General features: G+C 70.0%; 16 protein-coding genes. 6 read left to right on the plus strand and 10 right to left on the minus strand.

Annotated elements, in window-relative coordinates:
• Positions 1–169: 169 nt before the first annotated feature.
• The 4 genes from HUA78_RS35200 to HUA78_RS35215 all read left to right on the plus strand — a co-directional run bounded on the left by HUA78_RS35200 (position 170) and on the right by HUA78_RS35215 (position 5654).
• A complete protein-coding gene (locus HUA78_RS35200; RefSeq protein ID WP_217442714.1) occupies positions 170–2830 on the plus strand; it encodes a hypothetical protein in 2661 nt (886 codons plus the stop codon).
• Positions 2831–2844: 14 nt separating this feature from the next.
• Positions 2845–3441 (plus strand): hypothetical protein, encoded by a 597-nt coding sequence (locus HUA78_RS35205; protein ID WP_254624068.1) that lies wholly within the window; start codon positions 2845–2847, stop codon positions 3439–3441.
• 179 nt (positions 3442–3620) lie between these two features.
• The gene (locus HUA78_RS35210) at positions 3621–3947 is read left to right on the plus strand and encodes a hypothetical protein (RefSeq protein WP_174454662.1); all 327 of its coding nucleotides are present in this window, start codon (positions 3621–3623) and stop codon (positions 3945–3947) included.
• 93 nt (positions 3948–4040) lie between these two features.
• Positions 4041–5654, plus strand: coding sequence for a glycine--tRNA ligase (locus HUA78_RS35215; RefSeq protein ID WP_141647613.1), 1614 nt, complete (start codon positions 4041–4043; stop codon positions 5652–5654).
• A 31-nt stretch (positions 5655–5685) separates the two neighbouring features.
• Here HUA78_RS35215 and HUA78_RS35220 read toward each other — a convergent pair whose 3' ends face one another.
• Entirely contained in the window at positions 5686–6699 is a 1014-nt protein-coding gene (locus tag HUA78_RS35220; RefSeq protein ID WP_174478173.1) for an NADP-dependent oxidoreductase, read from the minus strand.
• A gap of 87 nt (positions 6700–6786) precedes the next feature.
• Here HUA78_RS35220 and HUA78_RS35225 point away from each other — a divergent pair, with 87 nt between their 5' ends.
• Positions 6787–7953 (plus strand): acyl-CoA dehydrogenase family protein, encoded by a 1167-nt coding sequence (locus HUA78_RS35225; protein ID WP_174454660.1) that lies wholly within the window; start codon positions 6787–6789, stop codon positions 7951–7953.
• A gap of 75 nt (positions 7954–8028) precedes the next feature.
• Here HUA78_RS35225 and HUA78_RS35230 read toward each other — a convergent pair whose 3' ends face one another.
• The 7 genes from HUA78_RS35230 to speD all read right to left on the minus strand — a co-directional run bounded on the left by HUA78_RS35230 (position 8029) and on the right by speD (position 16347).
• Positions 8029–10386, minus strand: a complete 2358-nt coding sequence (locus HUA78_RS35230; RefSeq protein ID WP_141647616.1) for an arylsulfatase — start codon at positions 10384–10386, stop codon at positions 8029–8031.
• A 188-nt stretch (positions 10387–10574) separates the two neighbouring features.
• Positions 10575–12206, minus strand: a complete 1632-nt coding sequence (locus HUA78_RS35235) for an FAD-dependent oxidoreductase (RefSeq protein ID WP_174478174.1) — start codon at positions 12204–12206, stop codon at positions 10575–10577.
• Complete coding sequence (locus tag HUA78_RS35240; protein ID WP_141647618.1) at positions 12197–13693, minus strand: polyamine aminopropyltransferase; 1497 nt, start codon at positions 13691–13693, stop codon at positions 12197–12199. Before HUA78_RS35240 ends, HUA78_RS35235 begins: the two co-directional genes overlap by 10 nt.
• Before the next feature lie 41 nt (positions 13694–13734).
• A complete protein-coding gene (locus HUA78_RS35245) occupies positions 13735–13962 on the minus strand; it encodes a DUF350 domain-containing protein (protein ID WP_141647619.1) in 228 nt (75 codons plus the stop codon).
• Positions 13962–14123: a hypothetical protein gene (locus HUA78_RS35250; protein WP_174454657.1), complete on the minus strand. Its 162-nt coding sequence runs from the start codon at positions 14121–14123 to the stop codon at positions 13962–13964. Before HUA78_RS35250 ends, HUA78_RS35245 begins: the two co-directional genes overlap by 1 nt.
• A gap of 29 nt (positions 14124–14152) precedes the next feature.
• A complete protein-coding gene (locus HUA78_RS35255; protein WP_174454656.1) occupies positions 14153–16051 on the minus strand; it encodes a DUF4178 domain-containing protein in 1899 nt (632 codons plus the stop codon).
• Positions 16048–16347 carry an S-adenosylmethionine decarboxylase gene (speD, locus tag HUA78_RS35260; RefSeq protein ID WP_246137686.1) on the minus strand — a complete coding sequence of 100 codons (300 nt, stop codon included), beginning with the start codon at positions 16345–16347 and terminating at the stop codon, positions 16048–16050. Before speD ends, HUA78_RS35255 begins: the two co-directional genes overlap by 4 nt.
• A 173-nt stretch (positions 16348–16520) precedes the next feature.
• Here speD and HUA78_RS35265 point away from each other — a divergent pair, with 173 nt between their 5' ends.
• On the plus strand, positions 16521–17528 hold the full coding sequence (locus tag HUA78_RS35265; protein ID WP_174454655.1) for a lipase: 1008 nt from the start codon (positions 16521–16523) through the stop codon (positions 17526–17528).
• 16 nt (positions 17529–17544) lie between these two features.
• Here the strand turns inward: HUA78_RS35265 and HUA78_RS35270 are convergent, their stop codons facing one another.
• The gene (locus tag HUA78_RS35270) at positions 17545–18633 is read right to left on the minus strand and encodes a peptidylprolyl isomerase (protein ID WP_174454654.1); all 1089 of its coding nucleotides are present in this window, start codon (positions 18631–18633) and stop codon (positions 17545–17547) included.
• A gap of 55 nt (positions 18634–18688) precedes the next feature.
• A complete protein-coding gene (locus tag HUA78_RS35275; RefSeq protein ID WP_141647426.1) occupies positions 18689–19654 on the minus strand; it encodes a hypothetical protein in 966 nt (321 codons plus the stop codon).
• Between the last annotated feature and the right edge of the window lie 3 nt (positions 19655–19657).

Here is a 19657-nt window from a genome sequence, read left to right on the forward strand (position 1 = left end):
TGCCACTTCGAAGGGACCCGGTGGCTCGCGGCAATCGTCGGGCTCGATGTCAGTATCACATCTCGATTCGACATCAGGATGTGTCCATGACATCGGCACGGCTGGACGGCTCTCGTCCTTTCAAGCACTTGCCCCGACGCGGCGGCTGGAACGCAGCGTGCTCTGTCCCATGCGCATGAACCGCTTCGCGCTTCTCTTCTGCTTCGTCTCCCTCCTCGCCGGTGCGCAGCCCGTGCCGGACGCGGGCGTGCCCGACCCGACCCACGTTGTCGGCGCGCCCCCCACCCCCGTGGCTCCCGTGGCCCCTCCCGAGGAGGAGCACGGCCTGCCCCTTCCGCTCCCCCAGGGCACGAAGACCTCGCCCGCGCGCGAGGAGGACGCACGGAACGAGACTCGCAACAAGCGGTCGGAGCGCTGGCGGAGCGAGGAGGAGGAAGACTCGCGAGCCGAGGCCCGGAACGAGCGGGCGGCGAGTCGGCGCGAAGAGGACGCTCGGACCGAGGCTCGCAATGAGCAGGCGGCGGACGAGCGCGAGGAGGAGGAAGAGGACGCCCGGGCAGCGGCGCGAACGGAGTCGCGCAACGAACGGGCAGCGGACCGGCGCGAGCGCGAGCGCAGGCGCGAGAAGGAGAAGTGCGACGAGGACTACCTCGACGAAGAGGTGGAAGACCTCGCCATCCTCCATCCGCTGGAGCTCAACGTGGATGGCCGCGCGCTCACGCCGGAGCGAGTCGAGCTGCATGGTCTCAAGCGGCTGACGGAGGACCAGGTGCGCGCCTTCATCGGCTCGCCGTCCACCGAGCCTGGCGCGGCCCTTCAAACCCGCGACCTCCAGCGGATGCTGCGCCGCCTGGCGCACACCGGCCTGTTCGCCCGTGTCGAGCCGCGCCTGCGTCTCCCCGAGCAGGGGCCCGTCGTCCTGGAAGTGCATCTGGAGGAGAACCCCGTCGTCACGTCGGTGGAAGTGGAAGGACTCCAGGACCTGCGGCGCACCGAAATCCTCGAGGAGGTCTTCCGCCTCCCGCGCCGCTTCCCCGATGAGGACGAAGACGAGGATGAGGAGTTCATCGTGCGCGTGAATGGCGCGCGCGGGACGCTGACTGTCGTCAGCACTCCGTGCCCGCCGCAGCGTCCGCCTCGTGAGTGGCTGGCCCGGATGGAGCGTGAGGAGTACCGCCCCGGTCTCGTCCTCGGAGGGGTGTCGGCCGCGCTGCAACGCGCGCTGAGAGACTTGCGCGGCGACGGCTACATGCTCGCGAGCCTGTCCGGCACGCTGACGCCGAAGGGCCAGCTCACCATCATCGTGGACGAGGGCCGCCTGGAGGGCGTGGACGTGGTGGGCGTGGACGGCCCTGTCGCGGACCGGGTGCGCGAGGCGCTGGACCTGAAGGCCGGAGACGTCTTCCTCCGCAGCGACGCGCGCCGCGCCATGGAGCGACTGGAGTCGCGCCTGCCCTTCCTGCAAGCGTCGAGCGTGGACACGGACTCCGACGAAGCCGCGCGCCGACGCGACGCGCGCATCGTCGAGGAGCGCGCGGCCGACGGCGTGCGCCACTACCGGACCGAAGAGCAGAAGCGCGGGGAGCGCCGTCGCCGTGAGAAGGTCGAGTTCGACCTGAGCTGGGGAGAGCTGTTCGAGTCCTGGCGGCACGGCCACGATGGCGAGGGAATCACGCTGGAGGGACGGCGCCTCGTGGTGCACGTGCGCACGCGTCGCCCGGACCTGGACCTGGACCTGCTGCCCATCCACACGCAGGTGACGGGGTTCGCTCCGGGCCTGGCGGGCTCGCTGCGCATCTGGGATTCGAAGGACCGCCTCCACACCACGCTGGACGCCGCCGCCTTCATCCCCCTTCGCTGGGGTGGGCAGCGCCTGCCGGATGACCCCGAGGGCACGAAGCGGCAGCGCGAACTCAACCTGCTGGGCGGCGCGCGCGTGGAGGTTCCGGCGGTGGGGCTCGCGGAGCTGGGCGGACAGGCGTACGACTTCACGGACACGCTGGACCGGTGGCGGATGAGCGACATCGACTCGTCCATCTATTCGGCCCTCATCAACCGGCCGGACCGCGACTACTTCCGCCGCAAGGGCGTGGCGGCGTTCGCGACCTTCCGCTGGTCCGAGGACTGGCTCGCGGGCGTCGAGTACCGCTCCGACCGCTACGAGACGCTGCGCAGCTTCACCCCGCCGCTCTCGCTGTTCCGCCGCGACTCGCCTCCCTTCCCCAACGCACCGGTGGACGAGGGCCGCTTCCAGTCCGTCATCGCCCGGCTGGAGTACGCCAGCGGCAGCCCTCGCAACGCGAAGGTGGGCTCGCTGTTCCGCACGCCGGAGACGCCCCTCTTCCACGTGGACAAGGACTGGGGACGCAGCCCGTTCCTGCATGGGTTCGTCACGCTGGAGGTGGGCGAGGGTCCCGCCGCGACGGGTCCGGACGAGCGCTTCTGGAAGCTCCTGGGTGACGTGACGATGGTGGTGCCCACGGGCTGGGAGACGGGCCTGCGGCTGCGGCTGCGCGGCGCGGGCGGCGACAACCTCCCCGAGCAGAAGCGGGAGGCGCTGGGTGGCTGGAGCGCGCTGCGAGGCTTTGGCTTCAAGGAGTTCAAGGGCGACGTGTCGGTGCTGGGGACGGCCGAGTACCGGTGGCATTCCTTCGGCGTCTTCGCGGACCTGGGCACGGTGCGCGGTGCCGGTGAGTGGCAGGACGCGCGGCTGGGCGTCGGTGGCACGTTCCACTTCAGCGACGACGTGCGCGTGGATGTCGCGTGGCGCACGGACGAGAAGGCCACGGCCACGCCCGAGGCCCGCCTGTTCTTCGTGCGGACTTTCTGAGGCCCATGAAACGAATGGGGACACGGACAAGACGCACGCTCGGCGCGGCCCTGGTGGCCGCGGCGGCACTGTTCGCGCCCGGGGCCTGGGCACAGGAGCCGCGCGTCACCTGCACCGCCACCCTCTCCGGGCGGCGCGTGCTGGCCCGCTCGGAGGCCTTCTCCTTCCTCTCCGCGGAGCTGGACCGGCTGGTGCGACTGGGCATGGCGGGGAAGCTGGAGGTGGAGCTGACGCTGTGGAAGCGCCGCGCGCTCTGGTTCAACACCCGGGTGGACGGCGCCAGGCTCACCCAGGTGATTGCCTTCACCCGTGAGGGCTACATGCTGGATGGAAGGCCGCTCCCGGAAGGGCCCGCCACGCTGGAGCTGGACCGCGTCGCCTGGACGCTGGAGGCGCGCCCCGAGGACGGTGAGCGCCTCATCGTCCAGGTGGAGGTGAAGCTGAACGTGGTGACGGCGGCCAGCCTGGGACGAATGGCCTCCTGGCTCTCGCGGACAGAGGGAGCAGGAGAGACAGACCGCTCCACCCTGACAGGCACGCTGCTGCGCACCGTGGCGGAGGACCTCTCCCAAAAGGCCTCGGGACGCTGCGACGTCGCGCCGCCGACTTGAGCGGGGAAGGCTCGGACGAAGCACGGTCCGACTGAAGCACCGACGCGGCCCTTGCATCGACGAGGGCCGCGTCCTCGGTGGCCGGCTCCAGCCCGAGTCACGTCACAGCCCTGCTCGCGACTCGCGAGCTTCACGACTCACGGAGTGCCCGGCCGCGCGCCGAGGCCTGGAGGACCGTCATGCGTTTCTGGATGCTCCCACTGCTCGTCCTGCTCACCTCGTGTGGACTGGACCTGGCACCGCTCGCGCGCACGGTGCATGTCTTCGTGCCCGAGGACGAGGATGCACACGTCCCCGTCCTCTATCTGGAGAAGGGCCATGCCCTCTTCTTCCCCGATGGAGTGGGCGGGGGTGCGAGCCCCGTGGAGCCCCGGCCCAGCGAGCTGGTCGCCCTGGGACAGCGAAGGGACATCGTCATCATCGCGGTGGACACCGAGCCCCTGCTCCACCAGGAGGCGCTCCCCGACGGGCGCATGCGCTACATCACCCACCTGGGAGGCCCCTGAGCCCAGCCCCTGGTGACACCGCGGGGTGACGGTTTCCCGCCATGACCGGTGTAGGCTCGGACGCCTCGCTGTTCACGAAGGAGCCACACACCGATGGCCGCGCAGACGATGGAGCAGCTCGTTTCCCTGTGTAAGCGCCGGGGCTTCATCTTCCCGGGGTCCGCCATCTATGGAGGCCTTCAGGGTACGTACGACTACGGTCCGCTGGGCGTCGAGCTGAAGAACAACCTGAAGCTGGCCTGGTGGCGCGCCAATGTCTGGGAGCGTGAGGACATGGAGGGCATCGACGCCGCCATCCTCATGAACAAGCTCACGTGGCGCTACTCGGGGCACGAAGAGACCTTCGTGGACCCGATGGTCGACTGCAAGAGCTGCAAGATGCGCTGGCGCGCGGACCAGATCGCCGGCAAGTGTCCGAACTGTGCCTCCACCGAGCTGACCGAGCCCCGCCCGTTCAACCTGATGTTCAAGACACAGGTCGGACCGGTGCCAGACCCCGAGTCGTTCTCGTACCTGCGCCCCGAGACGGCGCAGGGCATCTTCGTCAACTTCAAGCACGTGCTGGATTCGACCTCCCGCAAGCTCCCGTTCGGCGTCGCGCAGATAGGCAAGGCGTTCCGCAACGAAATCACCCCGCGCAACTTCATCTTCCGGGTGCGGGAGTTCGAGCAGATGGAGGTCGAGTTCTTCGTGAAGCCCGGCGAGGACGAGGCCTGGCACCAGAAGTGGGTCGAGGACCGCATCAACTGGTGGATTTCCGTCGGTCTCTCCCGCGAGAACCTGGTGCCGTACCACCAGAAGCCGGACGAGCTCGCGCACTACGCCAAGGCCACCGTCGACCTGCTCTACCGCTTCCCTCATGGGCTGGAGGAGCTCGAAGGCATCGCCAACCGCACCGACTATGACCTGGGCTCACACAGCAAGGACCAGGGCTCGCTCGGCTTGAAGGCGCGCGTGTCCCCCAACGGCCACAGCACCGAGAAGCTCACGTACTTCGACCCCGAGACGAAGCAGCACGTGGTGCCGTTCGTCATCGAGCCGTCCGCGGGCGTCGACCGTGGCGTGCTCGCGGTGCTGAGCGAGGCGTATGCCGAGGAGCAGGTGAAGCCCGCTCCGGCGGAGCGCCTGAAGCCCGTCGAGGAGGCGCTCGGCGCCTTCCTCAAGTCCGTCGGTCGCAACGAGAAGCTCCCGGTGGAGGCGAAGAACGCCCTCCTCGCCGAGGGTGAGCGAATCGCCGGCGCGCTCGGTGAGCGGCTCGCGTCCATGACCGGACTGCTCTCCATGCCGGGCGCGGAGAGCATCGAGGTCGCGAAGAAGCTCCGCGGGCAGGTGGACCCCGTCGTCGACGAGTTCTACCGGACGGTGCTGCACTTCAAGCCGCGCCTGGCGCCCATCAAGGTGGCGGTGCTCCCGCTGAAGAAGAACCATCCGGGCATCGTGGGCGTGGCCAAGGGCATCCGTCGCCAGTTGCAGTCCTCGGGCTCGATGCGGGTCGTCTACGACGACACTGGCGCCATCGGAAAGCTGTACCGCCGCCAGGACGAGATTGGCACCCCCTTCTGCGTCACGGTCGACTTCGACACGCTTGGAGATGGCGAGTCCGCTTCCTCGAAGGACACCGTGACGGTGCGCCACCGCGACTCGATGACCCAGGAGCGCGTGGCCATCTCCGAGCTCGAGGCCTACCTGCGCGAGAAGATGGCCTGAACGATGTTCCCGGGTGAGGCCTGCAACGGCCTCACCCCACCTTCACCACCGCGCGGCCGAAGTTCTCGCCTCGGAACAGGCCGGCGAACACGGCGGGCGCGGACTCCAGGCCCTCCACCACGTGCTCGCGGTGCTTCAGCGTTCCATCCTGGAGCCACGCACGCAGCGCCGCCCGCGCCTCACCGAAGCGCGCGGCGTAGTCGAACACCACGAAGCCCTCCATGCGCAGCCGCTGGATGATGAGGAACGGCGTGTTCTTCAACCCCGCGCGAGCCTCCGGCGGAACGCCGTAGTCCGCGACGAGCCCCGACACCACCACGCGGCCCTTCAGCGCCATGCACGTGAGCGCCGCGTCCAGCGTCGAGCCGCCCACGTTGTCCAGGTACACGCCCACACCCTGGGGACACTCCCGTCGGATGGCGGCGGCCAGGTCCTTCTCCGCGCGGTAGTCGATGCAGGCGTCGAAGCCCAGCGCCTCCACCACCCAGCGACACTTCTCCGGGCCGCCAGCGATGCCCACCACGCGAGCGCCCTGACGCTTCGCGATTTGTCCCGAGATGGAGCCCACCGCGCCCGCGGCCGAGGACACCAGCACCGTCTCCCCAGCCTGGGGACGCCCCAGCTCCAGGATGCCGAAGTACGCCGTCAGCCCGGGAATGCCGAGCACGCCCAGCTCCGCCGAGGCGGACTCCGGTCCAGGGTCCACCTTGCGCAGCCCCCGCGCGCTCACCACCGCGTGCTCCCGCCAGCCCCAGCCTCCCACCACCACGTCGCCCACGGCGTAGCGCGTGTCACGGGACGCCAGCACCTCGCCCACGGTCGCGCTCCCGATGACCTCACCCAATTCGAGGGCCGGTGCGTACGAGTCCACGCCCCCCAACCGGGCCAGCGTGCCCGGGTCCACGGACGCGAACAGCGTCCTCACCCGCAGCTCTCCGTCCCGAGGCTCGCCCACGTCCACGCGCTCCACGCGGAAGTGCTCCGGCTCGGGCATTCCGGGGATGTGGCGCGCGAGGACGACTTGACGGCTCGGGAGGGTGCTCATCGGCGGCTCCGGGTTCGAGGCGCCCCACCATCTTCCTTCCACCTCCCCGCTGGCAACCAGGACTCAGGACTTCCTAGGCTGTCGGCCATGACGAGTTCCTTCCCACTCCCCGCCCATCCCCTGCTCGCCACCGCCGTGGAGCTCGCGCCGCGCCTGTCCGCGCGCTCCGCCGAAATCGAGACCGCGCGCCGGCTGCCCGAGGACCTCGTCGCGGAGCTGAATCGCGCCGGCATCTTCCGGATGATGATTCCGGAGACGTACGGTGGGCTGGAGCTCCACCCCGCGCTCTCCTTCCAGGTCATCGAGGCCCTCTCGCGCGCGGACGGCGCCACCGGCTGGTGCGCGATGATTGGCTCCGCCACCGCGCTGACGGCGGCGTGGCTCCCGGAGCCCGTGGGCCGCGCCATCTTCTCCGCGCCGGACATCATCACCGGAGGCGTGGCCGCGCCCCTGGGCCGCGCCGAGCGCGTCGAGGGTGGCCACCGGCTCACCGGCCGATGGGCCTGGGCCAGCGGAAGCCAGCACTGTCACTGGCTCGTGGGCGGCGCGCTCGTCACGGAGGGCGGCAAGCCGCGCATGGTGCGCGAGGGCGTGCCGGAGACGCGCCTGTTCTTCCTCCCCGCCAGGGACGTCACGCTTCACGACACGTGGTTCGCCTCCGGCCTGTGCGGCACCGGCAGCGGCGACATGGAGGTGAAGGACCTCTTCGTCCCGGACGACCACGGCTTCTCGTTCTTCGCGCCGCCCCACGTCGCGCGCCCGCTGTATGGCTTTCCCTTCGGCCTCTTGGGCCTGGGCATCCCCGCCGTGGCCCTGGGCATCGCCCGGCGCGCCATCGATGAGCTGACCGCGCTGGCCCGACAGAAGACGGTGGTGGTGGAGCGCAGGCTGCTGGCCGCGCGGCCCGCCGTACAGGAGGCCGTCGCCGAAGCGGAGGCCGAGGTGCGCGCGTCCCGCGCCTTTCTGCTGGAGACGATTCACGCCCTCCATGACGAAGCCACCCGAGGTCCCGTCTCCGTGCGCGGCAGGGCGGACCTGCGCCTGGCCATGACGCATGCCACGCGAAGCTCCGCGCGCGCGGTGGACCGGATGTACGAGGCCGCGGGCGGCCCCGCCGTGTTCCACACCAGCGCGCTCCAGCGCTGCTTCCGCGACGTCCACACCCTCACCCAGCACGCCATGGTGGCCCGGCCCACGCTGGAGCTCACCGGCGGAATCCTGCTGGGCTTCGACCCGCCCACCCCGGTGCTCTGAAGAAAAGAGGGCCCGGCCTCCCTGAAGCGCTGGGAAGAGGCCGGGCCCCATCAGGCGACGACGTGTCGCCTCCCCCTACTGCCGAGCCATCACCGTCTTGCGCTCCTTCTGCTCGTCGTGGAGGTGTTCACCGGACACGTCCACCACCACCTCGCGCAGCGTGCCGCCCCGGAACGTGAAGGGTGGGCGGTACATCGTGCTCACCGACGAGTTGTCATCCCGCCCGCACGTCAACCCCTCACCCAGGCTGATGAGCAGCGGCATCGTCGAGGAGATGTCGCTCTGGGCGACCAGGTCCCCGTCGATGAAGAGCTTGCCGCGTCCCGGCGCGCCCTTGCCGGCGTCGAGGTCCGGCTCCCCCGTGGGCTCGAACTCGAAGCGCAGCTCCGTGCGGCCGGCGGGTATCTCCATCGCCGACTCGATGTGGAACTCCCGCTCGCCCACGAAGTTGTAGACGTAGTGCAGCTTCCGGTCCTGGATGAAGAAGGTGTAGCCGCCCGTAATCCCGCCGTGGCTGAGCAGCACGCCCTCCGCGTCTCCATCCACGTCCACCTTCGCGGTGATGGAGTGCGGCCGGTTGAGCACATGCACCGCCACGTTCTCCGGCGCGGGTGAGGTGTGCGGCCGGTAGACGTAGCGCTTGCGGTCCTTGGTGATTTGCGGACGCTCCGCGGCGAACACCGCCCGGTCCAGCGCCGCGAGCGGAAGGACCTTGTAGCGGCCCGCCTCCACGTACCAGAGGGCAATCATCTCGATGAGCTTGCCCCGCTCTTCTTGGGCGAGGTTCTTCGTCTCCGAGCAGTCCTCCGCCACGTGGTACAGCTCCCACCCCTCCGCGTCGAGCTTGCGCAGCCGCTCCTCGGTGATGGCCGACTCGCCGAACGCCTCGCCCGCCTCCGTGAAGGACGGCCCGGGGAAGGGGCACACCGCCCGCCAGCCGTCATGGTAGATGGCGCGGCTGGTGAACATCTCGAAGTACTGCGTGTGGTGGTGGCTCTCCGCGCGCGCGTCGTCGAAGGAGTGGCGGAAGCTGACACCCTCGATGGGCGACTGCGTGACACCCCGGATGTCCTGGGGCGGCTCCACGCCCAGGCAGTCCAGCACCGTGGGCACCATGTCGATGGCGTGGCAGTACTGCGTGCGGACCTCGCCCCGCGCGCGGATGCCCTTGGGCCAGTGGACGATGAACGGGTCCGTCGTGCCGCCCCGGTACACCTCGCGCTTCCACCGGCGGAACGGCGTATCCCCGGCCCACGCCCAGCCCCACGAGTAGTGATTGAAGTACTTGGGCCCACCCAGGTCGTCCATGGCCGCGATGTTCTGCTCCAGCGACTCCGGCGTGTTGTTGAAGAACTTCAGCTCGTTGACGGAGCCATGGGGCCCGCCCTCGGCGCTCGCGCCGTTGTCGGAGATGACCATGATGAGCGTGTTGTCCAGCTCACCGCTCTCCTCCAGGGACTTCAGCAGCCGGCCGATGTGATGGTCCGTGTGCTCCAGGTAGCCCGCGAAGACCTCCATCATCCGCGCGTAGAGGCGCTTCTCCTCGGGCGGCAGGCTGTCCCACTCCGCCACGTCCGGGTCATGTCGGGACAGCTTCGTGCCGGGAGGAATGACGCCGAGCTTGAGCTGACGCTGGAACACCTTCTTGCGGAACTCGTCCCAGCCGTCGTCGAACTGGCCCTTGTACTTGTCCACCCACTCCTTGGGGACGTGATGCGGGGCGTGCATCGCGCCCGTGCAGAAGTACATGAAGAACGGCTTGTCCGGCGCCACCTGCTTGGAGTCCGCGATGAAGTCCACGGCGCGGTCCACCAGGTCCTCGGTGAGGTGGTAGCCCTCCTCGGGAGTCTTGTGCGGCAGCACCGGATGGTTGTCGTGGACGAGGTCCGGGTAGTACTGGTGCGTGTCGCCGCCAAGGAAGCCGTAGAACCGCTCGAAGCCACGACCCAACGGCCAGCGGTCATAGGGCCCCGCCGCGCTCGTCTGCTCCGTGGGCGTCAGGTGCCACTTGCCCACCGCATACGTGTTGTAACCCTGCTTCGACAGCATCTCCGAGAGGAAGCCGTTCTCGAAGGGGATGGTGCCGTTGTAGCCCGGGTAGCCGAGGGAGACCTCGGTGATGGTGGCCATGCCGTTGGAGTGGTGGTTGCGGCCGGTGAGGATGCACGAGCGCGTGGGCGAACACAGCGCGGTGGTGTGCATGTTGCTGTAGAGCAGGCCGCCCTTCGCCAGCTTGTCCAGGTTCGGCGTGCGGATGGGCGAGCCATAGCAGCCCAGGTGCCCGAAGCCCGTGTCGTCCAGGACGATGAAGAGGACGTTGGGTGCGCCCGCCTTCGCGCGCAGCGGTTGGGGCCACGCCGGAGACGACTGCTCCCACGTCCGGCCGATGGTGCCAGGGAAGGTGCTGCCGGGTTTGTATTCCTTGAGCGACATGGTGTGCCTCCGCGAAGTCGTGCCCGTGGGGCCACCGTCGCGCGTCCTCGGATGTTCCAGACGGACACGTCCCGACCCCGAGGGTCAGAAATGGGCACACCCCCGGACACTGACCGCTGCCCCCGGGACGGACCCGAGCAGGCAAGGCCCGGCCCGCCAGCCCCTGGCACCTCGCGGAAGGAGGGAGGCTAGAGCCAGCTCGCGGAAGCCTGCCCCAGCTCGGCCAGCACGCGCTCCGCGGCCTTCACTCCGAACCAGTTGGCTTCCTCGAAGAGGGCCAGCCCACCCAGGTCCGTGTGCGCGAAGTGCAGATGGCGCCCCACGCTCTCCTGCGCGGCCCGGCGCTCCGGTCCCCACATGAAGCCCGGCGTCGGCCGCACCATGGCGTGGCCCCAGCGCTGCACCTCCAGGCGCTGCGCCTGCTGGGCGATGCCCGGGTGCGCGGGACGCATGTCCGCCATGACGAGCGCCTCCCAGTCCGCGTAGCTGGCGGAGAGCGCCTTGGTGCGCTCGGCCTTCACGTCCGCGCCGGCCATGGGCAGGTACCACGTGAGCACCGTGGGGCCGTTCTCGTCCTGACGCAGGCGCTGATGCGTGGCCACCACGTAGCCCAGGCTGTTGCTCTCCTGGAACACGTTGTCCCAGGCCAGCGGGAAGCCTCTCGACACCGGCGGCGACGACAGCGTCAGGTTGGCCACCACCCACGGCGCGTAGGTGAAGGCATCCAGCCACGCCGGCCGCGCTGTCCGCCACGGCGCCACCAGGTGCGCCGCGAGGAAGCGCGGGCACGCGAGCACCACCTGTCGCGCCTGGAAGGAGCGAGGCTTGCCCGTGCGAGCATCCAGCGCGTCCACCCGGCAGCCCTGCTCGCCCGGCTCCACCGTGTGCACCAGCACGTCGCGCTCCACCGCGCGGGGAGGCAGCGCGGAGAGCAGTTGGTGCACCAGCCGGCCATTGCCCTCGGGCCAGCTCAGGAAGCCCTCGCTGCGCTCGCCCTGTCCGTCCTGGCGCGCGGCGAAGTACCAGATGCCGGCCCACGCGGAGATGTGCTCGGACGTGGCGCCGTAGTCGTCGCGGCACGCGTAGTCCACCAGCCACTTCAACCGCGTGGAGCGGAAGCCCTCGCGCGCAAGCCAGGCCGCCATGCTCAGCGTGTCCAGCGCCGTCCATTCGGCGTCATCGCTGGAGCGCGCCGTCGGCACCGCGAACGCCTTGCGTCCCTTCGCGTCCCGGGCGGCGGCGAAGGCATTCATCCGCGCATCGAAGCGCTCCAGCTCCGCCAGGTCCTCCGCCGTCGCGCCCACGCGCAGGTAGAGCCCGTCGTACCAGTGGCCCCGGTAGAAGTGGCGCTCCTCCGGCTCCTGGATGAGCAGCGTCTCCTCGAAGGTCGGCAGGCCCTGCGCGTCCACGCCGGACACCGCGCCCATCTCGCGAAGCAGCCGCACCACCGGGCCCCTGTCCTCCAGCGGCGCCGGGAGGTAGTGCGCGCCCCAGGGGAAGGCGGACACGGCGTTCTTCCCGGAGCGCGACGTGCCCCCGGCCTCCGACTCCAGCTCCACCACGCGCACGTCCTTCACGCCCGCGCCCGCCAGCCGCCACGCGGCGGACAGGCCCGCCACGCCCGCGCCCACCACCAGCACGTCCACCGTTTCGAGCGTCTCCGCGCGAGGCAGCGGCCCACCGCGCAGCCGGTGCCCCACCTCCACAGCGCGGTCGACGACAGCGCCCGGAATGGGGGCCCGGGGTTGCTCGCGCTTGCACCCGCTCGCCACCGCCGAGCCGAGGAACGCGGCGACCAGCTCTCGCCGCGTCAGTTCCACCGCCGCCACTCCTCCTCGTAGTAGTGCACCAGCACCTGGTTGTTCAGCCGGTTCACCTCCACGGGCAGGGGGCTCATGTCCGGGGGGAACAGCGTCAGCGACTCCAGCGTGGGCAGGTCCAGGAAGCGCAGGCCCTCCGGCAGCGGCCGGTGGTGGCCGGGGGCCTCGTGGGACACCAGCACGTAGCCCCACTCGCCGAACGAGGGCACCAGCGCGTGGTACGGCTGCGTCCAGAAGCCCGCGGCCTTCAGCGTCGTCTCCACGCACCAGAAGGAGCGCCGGGCGAACAGGGGGCTGGTGCTCTGCACCACCGCCACCCCGTCCTGCGCCACCCGCTTCTTCAGGAGCTTGTAGAAGCCCGTGGTGTACAGCTTGCCCAGCGCGAAGTTGTTCGGGTCCGGGAAGTCCACAATCACCACGTCGTAGCGTTGGTCTCCCTCCATCAGGAACTGCATGGCGTCCGCGTTGACGACGCGCATGCGCGCATCCGTCAGCGCGTTCCCGTTGAGCTTCGCCAGCTCGCCGTAGCCCATGGCCAGGCCGGTAATCGCCGGGTCCAGGTCCACCAGCGTGACGGAGCGGACCTCCGGGTAGCGCAGCACCTCGCGCGCGGCGAGCCCGTCTCCACCGCCCAGGATGAGCACGTGCTCGATTCTTCCCGCGCGCACCATGGCCGGATGCACGAGGGACTCGTGGTAGCGGTACTCGTCCACGCTGGCGAACTGGAGGTTGCCGTTGAGGAACAGCGAGAAGCCCCGCTTGCCGCGCGTGAGGATGATGCGCTGGTAGGGGGAGCTGGACGCATGCACCACGTCGTCCGCGTAGAGCTGGTCCTCATAGAACGTCGTGAGCCGGTCTCCGAGCACGAAGCCCACCACCAGCAGCACCGTGAGCAGCACCGCCTTGACGCGCAGGCGCAGCGGGTTGCCCAACAGCGGCGCGAGCAGCCACGTGCTCCACAAGCCCACCGCCGCGTTCAGGATGCCGAACAGGAGCGAGGTGCGCACCAGCCCCAGCTTCGGCACCAGGAGCAGCGGGAAGGCGACGCTGGCGGCGAGCGCGCCCAGGTAGTCGAGCGACAGCACCTGGCTGACCAGGTCCTTGAACTTGAGCTGGTCCTTGAGGATGCGCAGCAGGAGGGGAATCTCCAGCCCCACCAGCGTGCCGATGATGATGACGCTGCCGTACAGCGCCACCTGGAACAGGTCCGTCAGCGTGAAGGTGAGGAACAGCACCGGTGCGCACAGGCCGCCCAGGAGCGCCACCGCCAGCTCCACCTCCACGAACCGCTGCGCCACCCCCTTGTCGATGTAGCGCGACAGGTAGCTGCCGATGCCCATCGCGAAGAGGTAGCCACCGATGACGGTGGAGAACTGGGTAATCGAATCACCCAGCAGGTAGCTGGCGAGCGCCCCGACGACGAGCTCGTAGACGAGCCCGCACGTCGCGATGACGATGACGGTGATGTACAGCAGCGTCTTGTTCACGTCGTCACTTCACTTCTTCTTCGAGCGGGAGTCCCCGCCCCTCAACCACCGATGGCCGCGGCCACGATGATGGACAGGCCGAGGATGAAGGAGCCGATGACGATGCCGACGGCCGTGTTCTGGTCGACCTCCAGCTCCTTGTGCACGTCGAACGGCATGATGAGGCGGATGACGAAGAAGCCCGCCACGAACACCGCCAGGCCAATGAGCGAATAGATGACGCTCGCCAGCACACCCTGCCAGCTCACGACGACGCCGAGTAACAGCATCACTTCCCTCCCTGAAAACCACCGGTCCACAACAGGATGCCACCCGGGCCTCGGCGCACGTTGCCCGGCACACGGTCCCTCTCCTCACTGGTGAAGGGCGACCACCCGGACATCATCATGGCCGTGTAACCCAGCAGCACCAGTCCACCGAACCACTTCATGCCGCGCCTCCGTGTCGTGCCATGCGCGTCTATTCCGTCAGGTTGCTGTCCGCCCACCGGCGCGTCTCGAAGCCGTGGGAGCGGACGAAGGCGAACACCGGCGCCAGCAGCATCAGCACCAGCGCCACGCAGAGCCAGGTGCCATTGGGCGTGTCGTGCACCAGCTTCACGCTGTAGTTGCGCACGCTCGGCCGGGGTGACGCGTCGAAGGCCGCCGTGGTGCGCAGCACGTACTTGCCCGCCGGAAGCGCGGACAGGTACAGGCTGTCGCTCGGGCTGCCCTCGCTCCAGAAACCGTCGCTGTCGTTGCCCTGGTAGTAGCTGAGCTCCTGGTAGAAGCTCACCACGTCACCCGTCTCCTGGTTCACCAGGTCGCCCTGCACGCCCATCCAGGCGTTGCTGAGGCCCGCGGCGACCTCCACCTTCATGTTGCCGCGCTTGGTCAGTTCGAAGGGCGCGCTGAACTTCATCGCGGCGGGCGTCCCAGAGGCCGCGTCCGCGGGCACCGTCACGTTCTCCTGGAGCACCACCTCTTCCCTCGAGTTCACGGAGAAGATGCCCGACAGCACCAGCAGCCCCAGAAGCCAGAGGAAGGACCACAGCATGGTGGAGCGCATGCCCGCCGCGTGGGGATTGGGCTGGCTGGGGAGGATGCCGTACGTCGGCCCCACCTCCTTCAGCTTGAACGCCTCCTTCACCACCTCGGGCTGCAGGTACTCGCCATACGTGTACGTCACCTCGTCCTCGGTGGAGTCCACGTTGATGGAGTACGGCGGGGACACGTACTCGGCGGCCTCGGCGTACTCGCCCGCCGTCACCTCCCAGTAGAACTCGCCCTGCACGTTCTCCGTGACGGCGTGGACGTTCTGGAAGGCCTTGTAGCGGCGGCCCTCGAAGTACGCGGACGACAGGGGTGACAGCTCCACGTCACCGGCCGCCAGCGGCTCCAGGAACACCCAGTGGCCGTTGGAGAGCATCAACCAGACGAAGCCCTTGGACTTGTGGAAGAGCAGGTACTCTTCCCACGGGTAGCGCACGCCCTCCACGGTGCAGGAGCGCACCAGGAAGCCGATGCACATCCACTCGGTGTTCTTCAGCGTGCCCTTCGCCCCCAGGGGGATGATGGGCGCGTGGTCCGGCTTCTCCAGGAGCCGCAGGAAGGACAGCTTGCCCTTGCTGACGTCCAGGAGCGCGCCGCAGAACGGGCAGCCCACGCGCAGGGACTTGTCCGGGGCCCGCAGCTCCAGGGGGCCGTTGCACTCGGTGCAGCGCGCCTGCTGGAGGTCCACCTTGCGGCGGGCACGCGGGCGGAGCTGCTCGGCGGGAATCCCGAGCTGCTCCAGCTTGAGCCGCTCGCCGATGAAGACTTCCGGGTCCTTGTTCCGCGTGCCGAAGTCGAGCGTGACGAAGGCGCCCTTGGAGCCGGTGGCGTCGACGTAATAGGAGTCCTGCGTGGGGTCCACGTCGCTGGGGAGCTGCCCCTCGGCGGCCACCACCTTGCCGTGGCCGCGCTCCTCCACCACCCAGACGCGGTTGCGCAGGCGCAGCCGCTCACCGGGGTGCAGGTCCGACAGCGACACGCCCTCTTCCACGCCCGCTTCCAACAGCAGGTGGAAGGCGCCCTCGGACTCGCTCACCCACGCGGTGCGGCCGTCGGAGAACTCCACGTACCATTCGTCCCACGGGCCCGCGCCATGGTCCTTCTGGAGGTGGCCCACGACCTGGAACGCCGTGCGCGCGTAGCGACCCTCCGCGCCCAGTTGGAGCGGCGAGTCAGTGACGACGACGCGGCCAATCTTCCCGTGCGCCTCGAAGTCAGCGCCCTTGCGAGCCACCACCGTCTGGCAGTGGCCACACACCACCACCTGCGCCGAACCGGCGGTGAACTCCACATCCGCGCCGCACGACGGACACCTCCCCTGACTCACGCCATCACCCCCCGCTTCAGCTCCCGCACCTCGCAGGAGGCCGCCTTCAGGTGACGCGCCAACAGCGACTCGAAGTCGGGGCGCGTCCTGGGGCGGCAGCAGTAGACATTGAGCGCGGCGAAGCCATGCTCGGGGAAGGTGTGGATGGCCAGGTGACTCTCCGCAAGCAGCGTCAGTCCGGTGATGCCACCGGGCTCGGGGAATACGTGCCACTGCGGCTGGCCCACGACCTTCAAGTCGAGCAGGACGAGGAGCTCCTCGAAGAGCGCCGCCAACGCCGCCGCGTCCTTGAGCAATCCAGGCGAGCAGCCGCTCGCATCAACCAGCCACTCCTGTCCGGTGGTCAGCTTCGAAGTCCTCCCGCCTCTGCTGGACTACTTAGCACGAGAGGCGACGCACGAAAGCCGCTCGCGCCAGGGCCCCGGATGTTGGCGCCGCGCCACCCCTTGCCGGTACGCTTCCGCGTGAAATGACGCAGCGGTCCTCCCCCGAAGTCCCCGCGCCCCCTCCCCCCATTTCCACGCCCTCGCCGCCTCGCGAGCCGGGTGCCATCGCCCGGCTGACGCGGGGGCTCCGAGGACTGCCCGCGGCGCCGCGCTGGTGGGGCCCTGGCTGTGGAGGCATGGCCGGCTGGCTCAAGCGCGTGCCCGCGGGGATGACTCCACCCACGGTGGACCTGACCCGCCGCTTCCACGACCTGCTGCGAGCCGTGCGCGAGGGCGAGCCCGTGCTCCCGGACGAGGCGCGGCGCCATCAGTACGTGCTGGTGCGCGGGATGCTGGGGGACGAGCTGCCCGGCTACCTGCTGGACAACGTGCAGCGGCTGGAGCGCCGGGGCCTGGACGTGCTCGAGGCGTCGGTGGACACGGAGGGGTTGCTGCTCGACAACGTCGCGGTGCTGCGCGAAGCGCTGCTGGACGCGGAGCACTTCGGCCGCTCGGTGGTGCTGGTGGGCCACAGCAAGGGCGGCGTCGAGTGCACCGCCGTGCTCGCCCTGTACCCGGAGCTGCGCCGGGTGGTGCGCGCGGTGGTGACGCTCCAGGCGCCTTATGGCGGCTCGTCCATTGCCCATGACCTGGCCTCGACGCCGGACATGCGCAGGCTCATCGACTTCGCCTTCCCGCTGCTGTTCCACGGGGTGTCCCGCTCGGTGGAGGAGCTGTCCTATCCCCAGCGCATGGCGTTCATCCGCCAGCACCCCTACCCGGCGGACATCCCCACCGTGTCGCTGGCCACCTCGCGGCTGTCCCGCCTGTCGTCGCTCTATCCGCTCCAGCGCTACCTGGACGAGCGCTACCGCTACGCGTCCGACGGCATGGTGACCGCGCTGGACGCGGAGGTGCCCGGCGCGCGCGTGGTGCGACTGGACGACATGGACCACGCGGAGGCCGCGCTGCGCGCCTTCCCGGGACTGGGCCGCTACCACCCCGGCGATGTCACCGAGGTGATGGTGGCGCTGGCGCTCCAGACGCCTTGAAACAACCGCCGCGACGTCAGGTCGGCGGCGTCAGCGACACGCGCCGCATCACGCTGTCGATGGTGGCGAAGTGCAGCGCCAGGTCCTCCACCCGCTTGGCCAGCAGGGTGTCTTCCTTCATCGCGCGGATGAGGTCCTGGCGGGAGACGCCGGACAGCCCGGCCAGGTCGGCCACCAGCGCGTCCACGGCGCCCTTCGCGAGCTTCACGTGGTCGCGCGCGGCGATGGCCCTGAGCGCCAGCGCCAACGTCAGCCGTCGCTCCGTGTCCGCGCGGGTGAGGGGCTCCCTGAGCCAACCCTCCAGCGCCTCCTGAAGCTCGTTCGGCTGGAAGTCCTTGCGAATCAGCAGGGGCCGTTCGGTCTCCGCCCAGCGGCGGCGAATCTCCTCGTCCACCAGCGCGGGCGTCAGCGTCACCTTCGTGCGCGACACCACTTCGTCCAGCACGCGCTCCTGGGTGAGCCGGTCCATCTCCTCGGTGCGCTCGCGGGCGAGCGTGTCACCCAGGTGGGCCATCACGTCGGTGAGGGTGCCCAGCCCCAGGCGCTTGAGCAGCTCCGGCGAGTCATCCTCCAACAGCTTCAACTCGGAGGCCGCCTTCACGTCGAGCAGGAAGCGCGCCGTCACGCCGCGCAGCGACTCCACCACGTAGGTGTCCGGCAGCTTCAGCTCGATGCCGAAGGACTGGCCCACCTTCGCGCCCACCAGCGCCTCGAAGAAGCCGGGCAGCAGCGCGTCTGGCGCGACCTCCGCGCGCCAGTTCTCCCGCGCGGAGTAGGGGATGAGCCGGCCGTCGGCGAAGCCGAGCACGTCCAGCAGCACCTCGTCGTCGGGCCCCACCGCCTCGCCCGCCAGGCGCTCACGGCGGTCGGCATGCTGGCGGCGCAGCGAATCGAAGCGCTCCACCAGGGCCTGCTCGTCGATGGGGCCGGGTGCGACCACGGCCACCGTCAGCCCTTCCAGGGACGGCGCCTGCACGGTGGGGAGGGAGACAGGCTCGGTGCTGCCCAGCGACAGCGACGCGGGCATGCGCTTCATGATTCCGAGCGCGTGCAGCTCGGCCAGCGAGCGCGCACCGCCACCCTTCGGGTCGTTCTGGGACGTCATGCTTCCTCCGCTCCGGAAGCTCCGGATAACACAGAGCGGAGGAGGCGCGCGGCGCCTAGAAGAACGCGCCCACGAAGCTGGACACCGTCGAGACGACGGCGCCCGCCTGGCTGACCACCGGGATGTTGGTGGCCGCGGCGATGGAGCCCAGCGCGGTGACTCCGGCGGTGACCTTCTTGCCCACCGCGGCGTTCGGGTCCGCGAGCGTGCTCGCGGCGGCGGCGGTGTCCGCGGCGGCGATGGCGACGTTGAGGCCCGGCGCGAAGCGGCCCGCGGCCCTGGCCACGGCCGTGCCGCCCCCCTGCAGCGCGGTGCGAGCGGCGTTGGCGCCCAGACGGCCCGCGTCCTCCAGTCCCTCGCCCGCGGCGCGAGCGGCGGCGTGACGCGTGACCTGGCGGGACGAGCCCTGCGCGGCCTCGGACGCGGCGGAGGTCGCCACGCGGTTCGCCACCGCGCCCGTGGCCTCCGGAGCGGCCTGCGTGAAGGCGGTGCGCGCCGCGTTGGCCGCCGCGCGGAAGTTGCTCACGTTGCCCGCGAGGTCCAGGCCCCCCTTGGCCACGTTGAGGCCGGTGGACGCGAGGCCCGACACGGAGCCGAGCGCTCTGTTGGCGGACTCGCCGGACGGGTTGCGGAAGGCATCGCGCACGTCGCGGAACGACAGGTAGGCCGCGCCCGGGAGCTGCGCCACGCTGGCCGCCGTGGACACGCCGCCGGCCCAGCGGGCGCTTCGGGTGTTCACGCCTTCCACGGTGGTGCCGGTGAGCCCCGTCTCGAGCGGTCCGAAGCGGATGGGGCCCTGCGTGCGACGCACCTGGGTGGCGCCCACCGCGTCGGAGAACTGCCTCACCCCGTTGGTGCCCCGGGCCACCTCGTTGCCAAGCTGCTCCCAGCGGTCCGACCTCGCGGCGGGCGGCGCCAGGACGTCAGCCCGGGGCGCCGGAGGCGGCGCGGCCGACGGCTGTGCGGGCCGAGCGGTGGGAGCGGAACTCGGGGCGGTGGGACGAGGCTCGATGGGCGCCAACTC

Source organism: Myxococcus sp. CA033 (genome assembly GCF_013336625.1).
GTDB classification, from domain to species: domain Bacteria; phylum Myxococcota; class Myxococcia; order Myxococcales; family Myxococcaceae; genus Myxococcus; species Myxococcus llanfairpwllgwyngyllgogerychwyrndrobwllllantysiliogogogochensis.